Below are 16,347 nucleotides of genomic sequence, written 5' to 3' on the forward strand. Positions count from 1 at the left end.
TCGAGAGCAAGAAAGTCCCCTTCACCACCTGGGACGGCTGGTACCGCCTCGACGCCCACGAACGCAGCCTCGGCGAAACCGAAGGCCGCGAACGCGTCAAGGTCGTCGAACGTGACCAGATGGTGGCAGCGTCGCAAGTTTAACGACAGCGTGACGTTCAACTATGAAAGACCTTCGAATAGCATTGTCTTTCTTGGATATTCAATGCACCCAAGCTCAGCGACACCCTTCTTACCGAATCAGCCGGCAGTGCCGTCATTGGAGAGTCAATAGTGCGTGAGTTCTCAGTTCCTCAGTCGTTCTCGATTCCGGCCGACGTGTCGATGGCCGACTCCGTGTTCCGCCATGCTGAGGAAGACCCCACATTCACGCCGTTCAAGCGGCGGTCGAACAGTGGATGGATCGACGTCACCGCAGCTCAATTCGCGAAGCAAGTGTCCGCAACCGCAAAGGGTCTGATTGCGTCGGGGCTGAAGCTCGGCGACCGCGTCGCCATCCTCTCTTCGACCCGCTACGAGTGGGTCGTTTTGGACTATGCCATCTGGACTGCCGGCGGATGCACTGTCTCGATTTACGAGACATCTTCGCCCGATCAGGCGCAGTGGATCCTCGAGGATTCCGCGACGACGCTTCTCGTGGTCGAAACGACCAAGCATGCGGAGATCCACCAGGAAGTCACCGACGGCGCCGACGCCCTCCGCGAGGTTCTGGTCATCGAATCGGGTGCGATCGACGAGCTCGCCAACCGCGGCTCCACAATCACCGACGAAGAACTGCACTCTCGTCGTCACCAGGTCACTGCAGCCTCACCCGCGACCCTGATCTATACCTCCGGCACAACAGGACGCCCCAAGGGTGTCCAGCTGACGCATGCCAACTTCTATGCGCAAGCGGCCGTTTGCCAGCTGGCGCTTCCGGATTCGATGATCCCGGGCAAGAAGACCCTGATGTTCCTGCCGCTCGCCCATGCGTTCGCGCGAGCGATCTCATTCGGCGCGTTCGAGTCGAAAGTAACCGTTGCCCACACCTCGGATTTGACGACGCTCCTCGACCAGTTCGCCGATTTCAAGCCCACCTTCATCCTCTCGGTGCCCCGCGTATTCGAGAAGGTCTACAACTCGGCGCGCCAAAAGGCCGTGGACAACGGCAAGGCCGGTGTCTTCGACAGAGCAACAGCAACGGCAATCGAATACAGCGAATCCCTCGAAAAGGGCGGCCCAGGAATAGCACTCAGGCTCAAGCACGCCATATTCGACAAGCTCGTCTATTCGAAACTGCGCTCAGCTCTCGGTGGCGAGTGCAAGCAAGCATTCTCCGGTGGCGCCGCGCTCGGCGCACGCCTAGGTCACTACTTCCGCGGCGTCGGCATCCCGATCTATGAGGGATACGGACTCACCGAATCGAGCGCCGCCTTCAGCATCAACACTTCCAATGCGCAGCGCATCGGCACGGTAGGCAAACCGGTCGACGGCCACACCGCGCGTATCGCCGACGATGGCGAACTTCTCCTTCGCGGTCCGGTCGTATTTGCCGGCTACTGGAAGAACGAGAAGGCAACTGCCGAATCGATCATCGACGGTTGGTTCCACACCGGTGACCTCGGCTCGATCGACCATGAGGGATTCGTCTCGATCACCGGTCGTAAGAAGGAAATCATCGTCACCGCGGGTGGCAAGAACGTCGCACCGGCGGGCCTGGAAGATTCGATGCGCGCACACCCACTGATCAGCCAGTGCATCGTGGTCGGTGACGCCCAGCCGTTCATCGGCGCACTGATCACACTCGACCCGGAAACCTTGCCCGCTTGGGTCGAGCGGAACGGCCTTCCTCCCACCACGACAACCTCCGAGCTGGTGACCAATGCCGATTTGATCGCTGAAATCGACTCAGCCGTGGCGGAGGCGAACAAGAAAGTGTCCAACCCCGAAAAGATCAAGAAGTACACGATCCTCGAACGCGACTTCACCCAGGAGAGCGGCGAACTGACTCCGACACTCAAGCTCAAGCGCAACATAATCCACGAAGTTCACCGAGCCGACATCAGCGACCTGTATTCCTGACCCGTCGAGTCTGCCCAGTCGAATCCGAATCGCACCTGCGGCCTTCTGTCAGGTCGCCATCCTTGCGTGCCTCACTGCTTCCTAGCTGCTGCCTATTCAGTGACGGTTGTGCACCCGGCGTCGTAGGCGCATAACACCACTACCGAGGACTGCGATCAGAAAGCCTACGATCGCGGCTAGAAGTAGTGAAACGCCCTGGGCGACATCGAGGTTCAACCCGAGAAATTCGACGTGCGCCTTTTCTGTGTTTTGCAACACGAATATCACCAACGCGATCGCCAAAAATACAGCGGCAACTCCGGTGAGGATTCGCGTTGCGCTATGAGAGGAACGCGCCGCAGGTTGCGTAGAAGTTGTTGTGGTGGTCTCGGGCTGCTGAGGCCGTTCGTTCATCGTGGCTCCTTGTCGAGGTGTCGATAGGTAGCTACCCGGCGGATGTAGAGGCGAAACCGACGCCTTTCACTTGAATGCGTTTCGGTGGACCGCTTCGATTCGGCGTCGAGCGTTATCGACTCAACACGCTCAACGACATCGACATGTAGATGACCATGGAGACCAACAAGGCCCACCCGGCTCCCTGCCAAATCGGCCAAGTGCCACCTTTGCGCCACACCCGATACGTCTGTACGAACGCGAACAACCCGCCGACCAGCAACAGAGCGGACGGAACAACGAGAAGAATCGTTCGCTCGGGCTCGGCGCACACCGCAAACGCCGCGTCGCGACACTGACCCGAGTGCGGTCCCCAGACCGCCCACATGATGCATCCGACCATCACCACCAGCGCACTGACGATGACCGAGACGGTGAACAGGGCGGCACGGCGGACACCGCCAGACCCCCCGGGGTCATTCCATCGCTTTTCCACATCATCGGTCATACTTCCCAACCTAATCTCCCTGCTCGGTGGCGAGGTCGGGTTCGTGGATCAGATCTTCGTCAACGCGCTGCCCTTGTGCATCGCAACGTGGTCGGTCTTGTCGCTCTTGATTTCGTACTGGGGTTCGTCCGGCTGCAGCGGCGGGTATGTCCCTTGTAATCGACGTCTTCGGTGTGGACCCGCGTGATCGTGCCTTGCACGTACCCGGCTTCGGAGTTCCAACGCACGTGGTCGCCTACCGAGAACGTGGTTGCCATAAACTCTCCCCCTCTTCAATGGGCGGGCGAGCACGCAACGGATCTCGGCTCGTCGCGCGCGGATATTCGTCGTCGTCGAGTGGTTCGTCTCGATGTTGTTCGATCACATCGGTTGTCAAGCACTCCGGTGCCCCCGAGCCGAGGACCGAAAGCCACCACTCGTCACGATCCGGATTGCCCGGCCACAGCGCTGTTTCCATCACAGATCACCTCGTTTCCGTAAACGGCGCGGTGCCGAATGTCCCTCAGGTGGAGTGAGTTTCGATCGATCGCTGCGATTCACCGCAGGCGATGTCGATCTTACGGGGCTTTGCGCGTTCGGCGAGAGGAATCATCACCGACAGGACGCCGTTATCGTAGGTTGCCGAGATATTTTCAACATCGATTCCCTCACCCAGGGAAACCTGACGGCGGAACGTACCGGCAAACCTGTCGGAGGAAATCCATTGCACACCATCGGATTCCGGCACAGTGCGATGCGCGGTGAGAGTAAGCGTGCCGCGGTCCACATCGACGTCGATCGAGCCAGGATCGACACCGGGTAGGTCAGCGCTCAGAATGTAGCGATCGTCGACCTTGTACAGGTCCATGGGCATGAACCGTGGAACACGGCCCGAGCCGCTCGATGCTCCGAGCAACATGCTGTACGACAGCGCAGCCGAGAGTTCAGCGCGAGTAGTCCACCGAAGACAACGAACCCGAGAATCTACGACCGCATGACTCCCGTCGAGCAGGATTGCAGTGCAGCCAGCAGTTCTTCGCGGTCGTCGAACGGCAGGACAGTGTCGCCGAATACTTGTTCGGTATCGCATCCACGCCCGGCCACGACAATCACGTCACCGGGCTGCGCGTTGGCTACGGCCAGATCGAAAGCGCGTCGACGGTCGGGTTCGACGACGACCATGGCGGACTGCGCTGCGACGGCGCCGGCGGCGACCTCGTTACGAATGCCTGCTGCGTCTTCGGAGTAGGAGCTTTCGTCACTGACGATCACCAGGTCGGCCAGCTCAGCGGCAGTTGCGCCGAGTGGGAACCGTTTGCTTGGGTCTCGGTCATCGGTGGCGCCGACGACCACGATCACGCGTCCGGTGGTCAGGGTTCGCAAATACGGTAGTAGCTGGCGTTGACCTGCCGTGTTGTGCATGTAGTCGACAAGAGCGAGGAACGGTTGCCCGGCATCGATGCGTTCGAGCCGGCCCGGCACCGACGACACCCGTTCGAAACCGAGGACTGCCGACCCGAGATCTTTACCGTTCGCCGCGAGCAAAGACATGGCTGCCAGCGCGTTGTGAACCTGATGCGGACCGAGCAGGGGAAGACGAATGTCGAAGCTACCGTGAGGCGTTCGTGCGGTGAACGAAGTCCCCGATACCGTGCACTCGATGGCGTCGCCGAAGATCTCGGCTCGAGTATCGGTGGCGGACCAAGTCCAGCAGGGTATTTCGATGGTGGCTGCGAGTCGACGGCCGTAGTCGTCATCGATCCCGATCGCCGCCGCCGCCGCTCGCTGCGGTGTGAACAGTTCCGATTTCACCGCAAAGTACTTCTCCATGGAGCCGTGGAAATCAAGGTGGTCGGAAGACAGATTGGTAAAGCCCACAGCAGCGAATCGGGTGCCGTCGATCCGCCGATGCGCAACAGCGTGCGAGGACACTTCCATCACTGCGGCAGTTGCGCCTTCGTCACGAAAACGTGCGAGTGTTTTCTGCAGCAGAGCCGCCTCCGGCGTGGTCCGGGTCGCCGGGAAAACACCACCCGGACCGGAGATCGAGATACCCGTAAGAGTCCCGACCTTCTCGCCTGCAGCGATGAGGGCCGCGTTCAGCAGGTAGGTCGTGCTCGTTTTGCCGTTGGTGCCGGTGACTCCGTAGACGTCCATTGCCTGCGACGGATAGGAGTGGATACGTGCGCTGACCGGTCCTGCGCATCGTCGCGGATCATGGACGACGACCGTAGGCAAGATCGCGCCGGCACGATCGGAGACCGCCGCGACGGCGCCGCGGGCACATGCTTGGGCTTCGAAATCGAGCCCATGTGCATGTGCGCCGGGTAGCGCCAAATACAGATCTCCCGGTTCCGCGGCACGTGAATCGGTGCAGACTCCGGTAAAAGTGACAGCCGCACTAGAGGGGACCGAGGCGTCGAGCCACTCGGCCAATTCGACGAGAGTGAAGGCCGGTTGGGCCGACATCAGGTCGGGAAGGGGCCGCGGGGTACCGCTGCACGACATCGTCACTCTTTACCCCCTCTATAACATGCGCAAACAATCCGGAAGCACCCCGTCAGGAACGAATCTCCAGCACGGTGAAGTTCCAGATGCGGTGGTGTCCTACGCGCCATGGGCGTAGGTTGGACACATATCGCTTAAGCCGTCAGGCGTATTGACCGTGCAGATACCGCAGTCAATCAGTAACTCGAATTCGCTGCGGCACTTCTCGATTAACTGATGCAGCGGAGGGTCGTTGATGGAACCGATCGTGTGGCCGAGAACAGATTCGATGGACGACTGGTGGAAGGGCGTGATGGCCCACGAGGACGTCGGGCATGCGCCCACTCGCAGCTACCCGCCGGACTCGGCCATGGACGCCACTCACCCTCAGGCACACCCGATGGCAAGTACCCACCCCAAACCCCGTCGAGCAAGTTGACCGCGTAACGGACGAATATAGCCACCCGCGCTACTGTCGGGACGATGACGGACGCATCGTGGGACGGGTACGTGCGCGTTCGCGGCGCTACCGAGCACAACCTGGCAGCAGTAGATGTCGATATCCCCCGCAACGCGTTCGTCGCGTTCACTGGCGTGTCGGGATCAGGCAAGTCCTCGTTGGCGTTCAGCACCTTGTATGCCGAAGCTCAACGACGCTACTTCGAGTCGGTGGCCCGTACCGCCCGTCGGCTCCTGCAGCAGGTGGGCGCACAGCACGTTGCTTCGATCACCGGACTACCCCTGCCGTAACGCTGCAGCAACGCCGAGGCGCGCCCAGTTCACGCTCCAGCGTCGGCACGATCACCACTTTGTCGAACCTGCTGCGGATGCTTTACTCCCGAGCCGGTACCTACCCGGATGGGGCGTCACGTCTCGAGGCGGAATCGTTCTCCCCCAACACCGTCGCCGGAGTATGCCCGCGATGCGGCGGGCTCGGCGTCTTCCGCGACGTGACAACGGAGCTGCTGGTTCCCGACCCTTCGCTGAGCATCCGTGGACGAACTGTCCGCCGGCCTGCATCCGGCCGACGCCGAACCGCTGCTCGACGTGTTGGATCGGCTGAAGAAATCCGGCAACTCACTGTTCGTCGTCGAGCACGATATGGATGTGGTCCGACGGGCCGACTGGGTGGTCGATATCGGACCTGCTGCAGGTGAAGGCGGTGGCCGGTTGCTGTACAGCGGCCCGGTGGCCGGGCTCGAGCAGATCGAGGAGTCGGTTACCGGGCACCATCTGTTCGGGCGTGCAGAGTCCCCTCGTCGTCAGGCGCGACCGACCCGAGGCTGGCTCACTCTGGCCGGCGTCACCCGCCATAACCTGCGCGGGTTGTCCTTGCAATTCCCCTCGGCGGTGCTGACCGCGGTGACCGGCGTGTCGGGGTCTGGGAAGTCGACACTCGTCATCCAAGTCTTGTTCGAGGTGGCGCGTCATCGACTCGATACCGCTACGGATGAGGACGACGCGCGGATCGAGATCGACGTGGCCGACGTCGACGGGTTCGAGGAGTTCAACCGGTGGTCCGCGTGGATCAGCGCCCCATCGGCCGTACACCCCGCTCGACACTGGCCACCTACGTCGGAATGTTCGACATCGTCCGCAAACTGTTCGCCGACACCGACGAGGCAAAGGCCCGCGGCTGGGCGCCCGGCCGGTTCTCCTTCAACGTCCCCGAAGGACGCTGCCCGACCTCATGCGCCAGCTCCACCGCCTGGTCGACGCAGGCAATACCGTCGCGATGGTGGAACACGACCTGGACGCCATTGCCTCTGCCGACTGGGTCATCGACCTCGGACCCGGCGGTGGGGACAAGGGCGGCACCGTGGTCGCAACGGGGACACCGACCGAGGTGGCCGCGTCTACGGACAGCATCACGGGCCCTTACTTGGCTCGACGGCTGCACTCCTGATCCGGAGAAAACGCGGCCTGACATGATCGGCTACATGATCGAATCCCCGTCCGTCGAGCAATTCCGCCGGTTGGCTCAGTCGTCGCCGTGGCGCTGGACGACAGTCGAGTTCGAATTCGTCCCTCCCCGTCAAACTTCCGCCGTGCACGCCTGGATTCGACGCCCCGGATCTCTGCGGGTGGAGACCGCCGACGGCGAGATCGACGAACTCTGCTGTGCAACAGATCCTTTCGCAGGAACGACGACAGTGTACTCGGACGGGATATCGCGGCAGCCCGAGACGAAGTGGGCCGCGGACGTGACTCCGGTGTTCGACGTCGACGGACTGGTATCGGCGCTGCCATCCGTGACAGATTCGTGGCTGGTGGACTGGGATGACCCGTTCTACCAGAACTATCGGTGGATCGCGATGCTCAACCCGATCGAGCTCACCCGATCGGCCCACGACCATGAGTCCACGACGACGGTCACGGAACTGTCCGACGCGCAGATCGTGGACCACCACGGCCGACCGGCTTGGCAGGTGATCGCCCGCACCACGGACGAATACGACGCCCGATGCGAATGCTGCCCCCTACTGAACGGGCACTTCGACTACGAGACCGATCATTGGGTTTCGGGACCTCCGGTGACCGTGCGCCTCGACGCCCAAACCGGCATCTGCGTCTACGTCGGCCCAGCGCCGGAAAATCCTACATACGAGTGCGATCTCGATCTGAAGATCATCGCCGTCGACGCTCGAATGGACGACGACCTGTTCGTCCGAGCAGGCCGCTAGTGGATCAGTTCGAGTGATGTACCCGTGCCCCAGCTTCAGCAGCGGTGAATGTGCGTACCCGCGTCGACGATTGCTGCGTGATGCTCGGACGGGTCGGTTGCTCGAACCTGCTCGAGGAATGCGTCGAGATCGATCGGCTTGCCACCCACCCAGGTCCCCTCCACCGCGACGTCGGTAGTCAGCCGGGAGGCCTCTACTTCGTAGGGGTCGCGCGAAAGCACGGTGAAGTCCGCGAGCTTTCCGACCTCGATCGAGCCGATCTCGTGGTCTCGATGCAGGACGTGCGCCGCGTTGATCGTCTGCGCTTTGATGGCGTCATCCAGACTGATGACCTGCTCCGGGCCATGTAGCTGTCCAGACGGAGTCCTCCGCGTGATCACGGTCTGAATGTTCAGCAGCACATCGGGCGGGCTGACCATTCCGTCATTGTGAAATGCCACGACAGCACCTGCACGGAACGCGTCTCCGATCCGTTGCCACTGCGCCCCGATCGAGCTGTCGAAGATCTCGCCGTCCAGCAAGTCTCCCCAGTAGATCAGCTGGTAAGGCCCCATCGACAACACGATGCCAAGATTCGCAGCGCGCACGAACTGATCTCCCCTGCAGGCACCGAGGTGTTCCACCCGCCACCGGTGATCTGTACCGGTCAGATTGTTGAGCGCCAGCGCGCGCTCGTAGGCATCGAGAACAATGTCGAGTCCGACGTCGCCGTTGACATGGAACGCGAACTGAAATCCTTTGTCGGCGTGGGAAGCAAGAGCCGCGTCCAGTTCGGCTCGCGAGTAGTTCATCTTTGTCTCGTAGGTCGCGCCGGGAGCGATCTGCGCATTACGAGTGGTTGGGGTATCCAGGTATGGGAAGGAAATCGCAATTGTTCCGACCCACGGGGCACCGTCCGCCCACAGTTTGATGCCTTGTTTGCGCAGCATGCTGTCCGGGACCGGCGAGCTGAACGGCTCGCCACAGGTCGACTCGGTCGATACGTGATAAAGCGAGACCCGAATCGGGCAATCCGACGTCGAGGCCAACGCCTCGAAGATCGGCTTGCTGTCATCGGAGTACGAGTGATCCGAAGTCGCGGTCACTCCGTGGCGAGCCATGAGCGCGTACCACTGCGCGCACGAGTGCAGCGGATGACCGACGATCTTCGGCAACATCGGCATCAGGACCTGTGCGATTGCCGTACTTTCGTAAGCGAGTCCGTTCGAGGTGCCGTCCTCGTTGCGACCGAACGACGCGCCGGCAGGATCCGCTGGGGGTGTGCCGTTCGGCCATCCCAGCGCGGCGATCACGCCCGAGTTGAAGTACACCTCGTGGCCCGAGTTGTCGAAGACGATCACCGCTCGATCAGGGAAATAGGCGTCGAGCTTCACCCGGTCGAGCTCCGGAGCTCCTTGAAGCATTCGATCGAGACCGTTGAACAACAGTGGCTGACCGGCAAGCTCCTCTGCGTTGGCCTTGTGGAAGAGCGCCTCGACGTCGGCAAACGATGGGTAGCCGACGTAGGGAGCAATCCAATAGGCCGGTGCCTGCGTGACAAGCCCGGAGAGTCCTGGGTGATTGTGCGAGTCGATGAAACCAGGCAGCAGAACGCTGGACCCCAGGTCGGTGACCGTCGCATCGGGAGAGGCACCTTGACAGTCAGCCAAGGTGCCTACCGCAATGATCACACCGGTCTCGGTGTCCACCGCAACTGCTTCCGCGCGCGGACGCTCGGCGTCGACGGTGATCACTGTCGATGCCTTGACGATGACGTGAGACATCGGTTGCTCCTCAGATCGTGCGAAAGATCACCCTATAGCCGAGCAGACCGGACAGCTGGGACCTATCACTCCTACGGAAGCTCTGGTTCGTCCCTTGCCGGGACCGTCAGCTCTTGCTCTTCGCCTCGACGCGGCCGACGAAATGATCCATTGTGTTGTTGACGCCGAGCTGATTCATGAGTTTGTCGAACCAGCGAACCGGGAGCACGCGAGCCGGTGACAACAGGTTCACGAATCGGGGCATGATCAACTCGTGCCGGCCCTTCTCGATCGCTGTCAAAGTCTTCTCCGCCACGAACTCGGGCGTGAGGATCGGCAGGAGGAGTGGGTATTTCGTCTGCACACCCTTGAACATCCCGGTGCTGACGAAGTACGGACACACAACCAACGAGTTGACACCTGCGTTGGCTTTCGAGAGTTCCACACGGAGTGATTCAGCGAAACCGAAGGCTGCGAACTTGCTCGCGGAGTAGTCGGTTTGCTTGGCGACCCCCACAAGTCCAGCAGCGCTGGAGACGGTGACAACGGTACCGCGACGGTTCTCGATCATGTTGCCGAGGAAGGCCCGGGTGACCCAGAAGAGGGAAAGCGTGTTCACGCGGATCGTTCGCTCGATGGCGTCGTCGGAGGCGTCGAGGAGGTTCTTGCCGGTGACGATCCCCGCGTTGTTGATCAGGACGTCGACAGGCCCAGTTAGCTTCGCGGCGGCCTGGACAGAATCGCGATCGGATACATCGACGGTGTAGGCCTCGGCGGAGTGACCCGCGGCAACGATCTCCCGGCTGACGTTCCTGCCGGCTTCGTCGGAAAGATCCCACACGATGACCCGGGCTCCGCGTTCAGCAGCGCCCAAGGCGAGAAGTCGGCCGATACCACTGCCGCCGCCGGTGACCAAGACGCTTTGGTTCCTCAGGGAATGAGACACAGTTCTTCTCCTAGCAGTCGAAATCGATGAAGCAACATCCATACCGCAAGTATTGACCAACTGGTCAATGACTGCAATGTGAGCCTCGACAACGTCATATCTGCTGGTCGTATCGCTGGACAGGTCTAGGCTCTCGAAAGTGGCCGGAGCAAAGAAGTCAGAACTCGAGCGGCGGAGCGACATACTCGCCGCCGCAAAACTGGTGGCCCTCGATGGCGGACTGGAAACAGTCACCGCCAGGACTGTCGCTGCTGAAGCTGATCTCTCCAGCGGCCTCGTCTACTTCTACTACCAAACCAAAAACGGACTGCTTCACGCTCTGCTCGCGCGATTGCTCGAGACAACCCTGGACGGGCCTAAAGACGGCTTCGGCAAGGACCTTCCCGCAGATGTCGCCCTCCGCGAGATGATCACCACAGAACTGGAAGGCCTCCACACTCAGCGTGATGAAGTCGACCTACTTTTCCAGTTCTACTTCTTTCGAAGAAGCATCGACTTTCGTGACCAGATCAACACGGGCCTCCGGTTGTATACCGACGCGATTCACCCAGTCACCGACCGATTCGCTCGGGAACACGATCTCGATCCCGACGCGTTCCGATCCACACTTGTCGCTCTCATCCAAGGAGCTGCGATAGACGTCGTACGTCGGCCCGAAAGCTTCAGTGCGGCAAATCTTCTCCAGGTGGTTGCTGCCCTCGCAACGTCGACGCATCGCCACCCCGAGAGCGCAACCTAGGGGGCTTCTCATCCAATGTGGCAGCACTATCCTTGCAGCTGCTGATCAGCGGCTTCGTGATGGTGGAACGGCGTGCATCGGAGCGGGAGCCTGCAGGCTGGGTAGCGCCCGTAGTAGCTGAGCGGCCGACTGGCCGGTCAGAGTCTCCAACCCCGCCAGTACGGGTGGGTTCAAGATGATGTCGTGGCGCTCGAGCGCCTGGTGGACAGCAACATTCCGTGGCTCCAGGATCGAGGCTTGGTGGCACCGTGCACCGCAGTCGACGAGGTTCTAGGTCGTTCCGGACCGCCGCCCCGTCAGCGCACGCTCGCGTCCTGTTCGCCACCGATTGCATCTGCGTACAGGTGGAACAGCGACGGTAGTTTGTCGGCGTCGCCCACCTGTACCAGCAGCGTCCAGCACTGTGCCGTGACGGAGCGCGCCCGCTTGCCGATCCAGTTGGTAGGCAGTAATTCCGGCGGCAAGAGCGGATCCGGTTCCATGGCTCGCGTGAATTCCGCCGCGAGCTCGATGGTCATCGTGACGGCATCGGCGTCCGGGGAGTTCTGCAGTGTGTGCAGGCGAGCGGTCGCTACGTCGAGCAGCCGTTCGTATCTGTCTGCGATCTCGTCCAGTGCCCACAACTGCGCGGCAATCGTCGAGGGGTCTTCGAGGGTGCCCACTTTCAGATCACGAGTGGTGAGCAGGGACAGATGCTGTTCGACGTCGAGTTCGGCGGCCGCATCGAGAACGTACGGTTCCCAGGCGTGCGGCGAGGCGTACAGGCCGCTCTGGACGAGCGCGCCGCCGAGGTAGACCACCCTGGTGCGCAGTGCATCTCGCGCTTTCCGTGACGACTCCGGAATTGCGAATCCAACCAGATGCCAGCACTCGTCCCATGGCGTAGTGGTGCCGCGATCTTGTCGATAGGCCAGCCGGACGAATTCGACGTCGGGCTCCATCTCCCGTATGGCTTTCGGCGTGGCTCGTAGCGTGGCCTGCCGCCCGCGCCCCTCCTGAGTGAATTTTCCCTCGGCGACCAAACGCTTGATGCACAGTCGAACCTGTTGATCTGTTTTGTCGAGTGCGTCGGCGGTGGCATAGAGGGTGTGCCCGTCGACAGTTCCGTCTGTGCGCATCAGTCCCTCGATCAAAATCCTCGTGGGTACATCGATGTCTCTGTCGGTCATCGCCCTGCCCTTTCCTCGCGTCTCGACATCTTCGCCTATAACTGTACTATCGAAATCAATACGATCGTTTCTAATTCGTACGTGAAGGTGGGAAGATGGCAGTGCAATCGGTGAGTGGATGGAAGGGCAATCCTCGTTTACTCAGGTGGGTGGTTACTTCCCTGACGGTGGTCGTTGTGCTGATCGTTGGACTTGTGGGATGGACGCTGTACCAGAACACCTATGACATCCGTGAGGAAAAGGTGAGGATCACCGGGGGATCGGTGCCACTTCAGGGAGTCCTTGCACTGCCCGAACACGGTGACGGCCCCTTCGGGCTCGTGGTTTTCGTCCACGGAGACGGACCGGTCGATGCAACACACGAGACGTTTTACAGGCCGGTCTGGGAGGCGTTTGCAAAGGCTGGATACGCCTCACTCTCCTGGGACAAGCCGGGGGTCAACGGGGCGCCGGGCAATTGGCTCGATCAGAGCATGGACGATCGGGCTACGGAGACAGAAGCGGCAATCGACTGGGCACGGGGCCGCTCGGATATCGATTCGTCTCGTATCGGCCTGTGGGGTGCAAGCCAGGCAGGATGGGTGATACCCAAGGTGGTAAACCTCGACCCGGACGTCGCGTTCGCCATTGCCGTGGGTCCAGCCGTCAACTGGCTTCAACAAGGTGAATTCAATACCCTTGCAGAACTTTCCGAGAGAAATGCGCCAGCCGGCGAATTCGAGAAAGCGCGTGTCGACCGCGCGAAGAACTTGGAACTGTTGGCCCGTGATGCATCGTTCGATGATCTCGTTGCCTCCGGCGAGGCGGACGGTCTCACCGAAGATCGATGGAACTTCATTCGAAAGAACTACCGATCGGACGCGCGAGCCGATCTCGAAACCGTGAAGGCTCCGGTGCTCTTGATTATCGGCGGACAAGACGTCAACGTGGACGTGGTCAATACGGAAAGGATATATCGCGACTTGCTCGACTCGCCAGGGCAATTGGTGGTCAAGAAGTATCCCGATGCAACACACTCGATTGTGGAGAAGGACCTCGAAGACTCGGAGGTGATGTCGGCTCTGGTGGCTGTCCTTGCGCCCCGTTGCATCTTCGCCCCCGGGTATCTAGCAGATCAGACTGCATTTTTGGAGGGAATTCATGGCTGACGGAATCAAAGTCGTTGCTCTGGGCGGTGCCGGCGCCGTGGGATCGGCCGCCGTTCGTCTGGCTGCGACATTGCCGGGTATCGGTAAGGTGGTAATCGCTGATCGTGATATCGATGCTGCGAAGCGACTTTCAGTTGATCTGGCCCGAGCATCTGCGGAAGTAGAGGCTCGCAGTATCGACGTCACGGACAGTCGCCCGCTACGTGAATTGCTCGACGACGCAGACGTCATTGTCAACACCGTTGGCCCGTTCTTTCAATTCGGCGTCGGCATTCTCCACGCAGCGATCGAGACCGGAACGCACTATCTCGACATCTGCGACGACTGGGAACCGGCAATCGACATGCTGGAATGGGATTGCGCTGCGCGAGAAGCCGGAATCTTGGCAGTGGTCGGCATGGGCGCAAGTCCGGGGATGAGTAACCTCCTGGCCGCGATGGCAGTCTCGCGATTGGACATTGTCGACGACCTGTACACGGCCTGGCCGGTTGATGTCGACGGCGAGGACAAGTCGGTGGAGACGGTCAGTGCCGCCGCCGTTCACTGGATGCAGCAGATCAGCGGCAAGGTGCCTGTAGTTCGTGAGGGACGGATCGTCACAGAAGCACCGCTGCGTTCCATCGCACTGGAACTGCCCGGCGGACGCCGCGGAAATGCTTACGTGGTCGGGCATCCGGGGCCGGTGATGTTTCATCGGACCTTCAGTCTCTCAGGCCATTCGGCTAATCTCATGGTGATCACACCGGAAACTGTGGCGTTTCTCGACGTACTCCGTGCAGATATCGACAAGAGGACAATCGATCTCGACGCGGCCGCTGAAGAATTGGGCAAGCCCTCGCTCCGGCGGATGATCCGTGCTGCACCTCGAATGCTCATGCGTGCCGACCACGGATCCTTGCCGTTGTTCTTCGCCTCAGCGACAGGGACGCTCGACGGAAGAGCGATGCGCGTAGTGGCCCGGATTGTAGACGATTCACCGGTGTCGGGGTTGCTGTCGGACATGGCCCGTGCGACGGGAATCCCCTTAACGCTGGGCCTGGCTCAGGTCGTATCCCGGCTGGCCGAGGGAACCATTTCGGATCGGTTCGGCGTGCACTCACCTGAGAGTGTCATCGATCCGGAAGTTCTGTTCACAGCGCTGGCGCGGTTGTTCGATCGAACCGATTGGAGGGAGATCGTCACCGTTGAATCCGAGTTCCGCTAGCCAGTTTGCGGCGTGGATCCGCCCAGACCGGGCAACGTCGATATGGCACTCGCCATCGGACGATCAGGACGCGGGCGCTTCCATGACACCACACCGCTGAAAGGCCCAACCACACCGACGACGACGGAAAGTGTGGATCGTCCGATGGCAAGTTGTTCAGGCCGCGCTCGGAGATTACGTCCCACCTCTGATTGTCGATCGGTGCAGGGCCCGTCCACTCCTCGACAGTGACTTTACTGGTCCGTACGTTGAGCTGGTAGCGACGTGTATTACCCCGTCCCACATGTCTGTCAGGGCGTTCGAGGTCGATCGCCACGGATCCTCGTTGTTGTGTCCGGTCGGATCCGAAATTGCCGCTCCGCGGTCTGGACAACTGCCGACCGGTCACGAGCCGCCGTCGATATGTAATCCCTACCTCACCAAGATGACTGTCCGTCCTTGATAGCAACCAATCCAAATTTGTCGCCATCCAGAGATGCGTTGACTGGTGTAGTAAGAAGACATGATGCCGCCCTGCGAACTGTTGGACCGCTGGTCATTCTCATCGTGACGACTTTGATCCTCGCGCTGCTGTTGGGCGCTGGCCGTGTTCGGAGGTGCCATCAGCTTCGTCACCTCACAGCATACTTCCGGGCCTACGGCAGCACCGGCGGACGGCGTCGACGAAAGCCAACACCGAAGCTGGCTGGACAAACAGACAGACGTGGTCCTCGCGGAAGCATCTGCGTACGGACAGGTGACCCCCCGAAAGGCTGTCTCGTCACTGATCGACACTGCAGTGAACCGGGTAGCGCAGCGCATGAAAATCACGCCGCGCCGACTGGATTACTCGGCGCCAATCCTTCCGATACTCGTAATCGAAAGTTTCACATCGAATCGCGGCCTCGACGCACTGTCTGTGTTTTCCAAATCCGTCAGCGGGCTCTGTCGCTGGCGGATGCCAGCGCGGTGAGCACTTAATTTGCTGCGCGGTAAGTAGAGTCGGCGCGGGTTCGGGCTAGACACAACAAGAAGCCCCGAACCGCATCGCTGCAGTCCGGGGCAATTTATCTTGTGCGCCCGAAGGGATTCGAACCCCTAACCTCCTGATCCGTAGTCAGGTGCTCTATCCGTTGAGCTACGGGCGCATGTTCAATTGTGTTGATCCTTACGAATCAACGGTCCTGCGTCAAACTGGCTGGTCCTTGCGGATCAGCTTGGCGGAGGCGAGAGGATTTGAACCTCCGGACCCGGTGAAGGGTCAAGTCATTAGCAGTGACTCCCATTCGGCCGCTCTGGCACGCCTCCTAGGCTGCCGGCCCTCTCGGAC

Annotated in this window: 13 protein-coding genes, 2 tRNA genes and 2 pseudogenes; 7 read left to right on the forward strand and 10 right to left on the reverse strand. The window is 60.8% G+C overall.

All coding sequences use genetic code 11. The features are described 5' to 3' along the window. The first annotated feature begins 272 nt into the window (after positions 1-272). Positions 273-2,060 carry an AMP-dependent synthetase/ligase gene (locus tag O1W68_RS20910; protein ID WP_269306853.1) on the forward strand — a complete coding sequence of 596 codons (1,788 nt, stop codon included), beginning with the start codon at positions 273-275 and terminating at the stop codon, positions 2,058-2,060. A 96-nt stretch (positions 2,061-2,156) separates the two neighbouring features. Here O1W68_RS20910 and O1W68_RS20915 read toward each other — a convergent pair whose 3' ends face one another. From O1W68_RS20915 to O1W68_RS20935, 5 genes and pseudogenes are all read right to left on the reverse strand, one after another. Further along, positions 2,157-2,453, reverse strand: a complete 297-nt coding sequence (locus O1W68_RS20915; RefSeq protein ID WP_269306855.1) for a lipopolysaccharide assembly protein LapA domain-containing protein — start codon at positions 2,451-2,453, stop codon at positions 2,157-2,159. A gap of 112 nt (positions 2,454-2,565) precedes the next feature. Continuing rightward, positions 2,566-2,940: a hypothetical protein gene (locus O1W68_RS20920; RefSeq protein WP_269306856.1), complete on the reverse strand. Its 375-nt coding sequence runs from the start codon at positions 2,938-2,940 to the stop codon at positions 2,566-2,568. A 48-nt stretch (positions 2,941-2,988) separates the two neighbouring features. Next, positions 2,989-3,197: pseudogene (locus O1W68_RS20925) on the reverse strand (DUF2945 domain-containing protein). 245 nt (positions 3,198-3,442) lie between these two features. Further along, entirely contained in the window at positions 3,443-3,838 is a 396-nt protein-coding gene (locus O1W68_RS20930; RefSeq protein WP_269306858.1) for an Hsp20/alpha crystallin family protein, read from the reverse strand. A gap of 65 nt (positions 3,839-3,903) precedes the next feature. Continuing rightward, positions 3,904-5,427, reverse strand: coding sequence for a Mur ligase family protein (locus O1W68_RS20935; RefSeq protein ID WP_269306859.1), 1,524 nt, complete (start codon positions 5,425-5,427; stop codon positions 3,904-3,906). A 235-nt stretch (positions 5,428-5,662) separates the two neighbouring features. Between O1W68_RS20935 and O1W68_RS20940 the strand changes: the two genes are divergently transcribed. The 3 genes and pseudogenes from O1W68_RS20940 (at position 5,663) to O1W68_RS20950 (ending at position 8,090) form a co-directional block, all read left to right on the forward strand. Next, positions 5,663-5,845 (forward strand): hypothetical protein, encoded by a 183-nt coding sequence (locus O1W68_RS20940; RefSeq protein ID WP_269306861.1) that lies wholly within the window; start codon positions 5,663-5,665, stop codon positions 5,843-5,845. Positions 5,846-5,889: 44 nt separating this feature from the next. After that, positions 5,890-7,312 (forward strand): annotated as a pseudogene (locus tag O1W68_RS20945) (hypothetical protein). 34 nt (positions 7,313-7,346) lie between these two features. Next, positions 7,347-8,090 carry a hypothetical protein gene (locus O1W68_RS20950; protein ID WP_269306863.1) on the forward strand — a complete coding sequence of 248 codons (744 nt, stop codon included), beginning with the start codon at positions 7,347-7,349 and terminating at the stop codon, positions 8,088-8,090. Between the two features lie 35 nt (positions 8,091-8,125). Here O1W68_RS20950 and O1W68_RS20955 read toward each other — a convergent pair whose 3' ends face one another. Then, the gene (locus O1W68_RS20955) at positions 8,126-9,853 is read right to left on the reverse strand and encodes an amidohydrolase (protein ID WP_269306864.1); all 1,728 of its coding nucleotides are present in this window, start codon (positions 9,851-9,853) and stop codon (positions 8,126-8,128) included. A gap of 106 nt (positions 9,854-9,959) precedes the next feature. Further along, positions 9,960-10,778 carry an SDR family oxidoreductase gene (locus O1W68_RS20960; RefSeq protein WP_269306865.1) on the reverse strand — a complete coding sequence of 273 codons (819 nt, stop codon included), beginning with the start codon at positions 10,776-10,778 and terminating at the stop codon, positions 9,960-9,962. 139 nt (positions 10,779-10,917) lie between these two features. Between O1W68_RS20960 and O1W68_RS20965 the strand changes: the two genes are divergently transcribed. Then, a complete protein-coding gene (locus tag O1W68_RS20965; RefSeq protein ID WP_269306866.1) occupies positions 10,918-11,517 on the forward strand; it encodes a TetR/AcrR family transcriptional regulator in 600 nt (199 codons plus the stop codon). A gap of 296 nt (positions 11,518-11,813) precedes the next feature. On the opposite strand, the gene O1W68_RS20970 is transcribed toward O1W68_RS20965, so the two are convergent. Then, the gene (locus O1W68_RS20970; protein ID WP_269306868.1) at positions 11,814-12,686 is read right to left on the reverse strand and encodes a PaaX family transcriptional regulator C-terminal domain-containing protein; all 873 of its coding nucleotides are present in this window, start codon (positions 12,684-12,686) and stop codon (positions 11,814-11,816) included. Positions 12,687-12,835: 149 nt separating this feature from the next. Between O1W68_RS20970 and O1W68_RS20975 the strand changes: the two genes are divergently transcribed. After that, a complete protein-coding gene (locus O1W68_RS20975) occupies positions 12,836-13,834 on the forward strand; it encodes an alpha/beta hydrolase family protein (protein WP_442972427.1) in 999 nt (332 codons plus the stop codon). Continuing rightward, positions 13,827-15,038, forward strand: a complete 1,212-nt coding sequence (locus tag O1W68_RS20980; RefSeq protein WP_269306871.1) for a saccharopine dehydrogenase family protein — start codon at positions 13,827-13,829, stop codon at positions 15,036-15,038. Before O1W68_RS20975 ends, O1W68_RS20980 begins: the two co-directional genes overlap by 8 nt. Before the next feature lie 1,054 nt (positions 15,039-16,092). Here O1W68_RS20980 and O1W68_RS20985 read toward each other — a convergent pair. Next, positions 16,093-16,165, reverse strand: a tRNA-Arg gene (locus O1W68_RS20985). 70 nt (positions 16,166-16,235) lie between these two features. Further along, positions 16,236-16,325, reverse strand: a tRNA-Ser gene (locus tag O1W68_RS20990). Between the last annotated feature and the right edge of the window lie 22 nt (positions 16,326-16,347).

The sequence above is a fragment of the Rhodococcus sp. H36-A4 genome, assembly GCF_027158005.1.
Classification (GTDB): Bacteria; Actinomycetota; Actinomycetes; order Mycobacteriales; family Mycobacteriaceae; genus Rhodococcoides.

Bases quoted from the DNA above. Each gene is read 5' to 3' on its own strand.
- O1W68_RS20915 (WP_269306855.1), bottom strand. From the start codon at position 2,453: ATGAACGAACGGCCTCAGCAGCCCGAGACCACCACAACAACTTCTACG.
- O1W68_RS20920 (WP_269306856.1), bottom strand. From the start codon at position 2,940: ATGACCGATGATGTGGAAAAGCGATGGAATGACCCCGGGGGGTCTGGC.
- O1W68_RS20930 (WP_269306858.1), bottom strand. From the start codon at position 3,838: ATGTTGCTCGGAGCATCGAGCGGCTCGGGCCGTGTTCCACGGTTCATG.
- O1W68_RS20935 (WP_269306859.1), bottom strand. From the start codon at position 5,427: ATGTCGTGCAGCGGTACCCCGCGGCCCCTTCCCGACCTGATGTCGGCC.
- O1W68_RS20940 (WP_269306861.1), top strand. From the start codon at position 5,663: ATGGAACCGATCGTGTGGCCGAGAACAGATTCGATGGACGACTGGTGG.
- O1W68_RS20950 (WP_269306863.1), top strand. From the start codon at position 7,347: ATGATCGAATCCCCGTCCGTCGAGCAATTCCGCCGGTTGGCTCAGTCG.
- O1W68_RS20955 (WP_269306864.1), bottom strand. From the start codon at position 9,853: ATGTCTCACGTCATCGTCAAGGCATCGACAGTGATCACCGTCGACGCC.
- O1W68_RS20970 (WP_269306868.1), bottom strand. From the start codon at position 12,686: ATGACCGACAGAGACATCGATGTACCCACGAGGATTTTGATCGAGGGA.
- O1W68_RS20980 (WP_269306871.1), top strand. From the start codon at position 13,827: ATGGCTGACGGAATCAAAGTCGTTGCTCTGGGCGGTGCCGGCGCCGTG.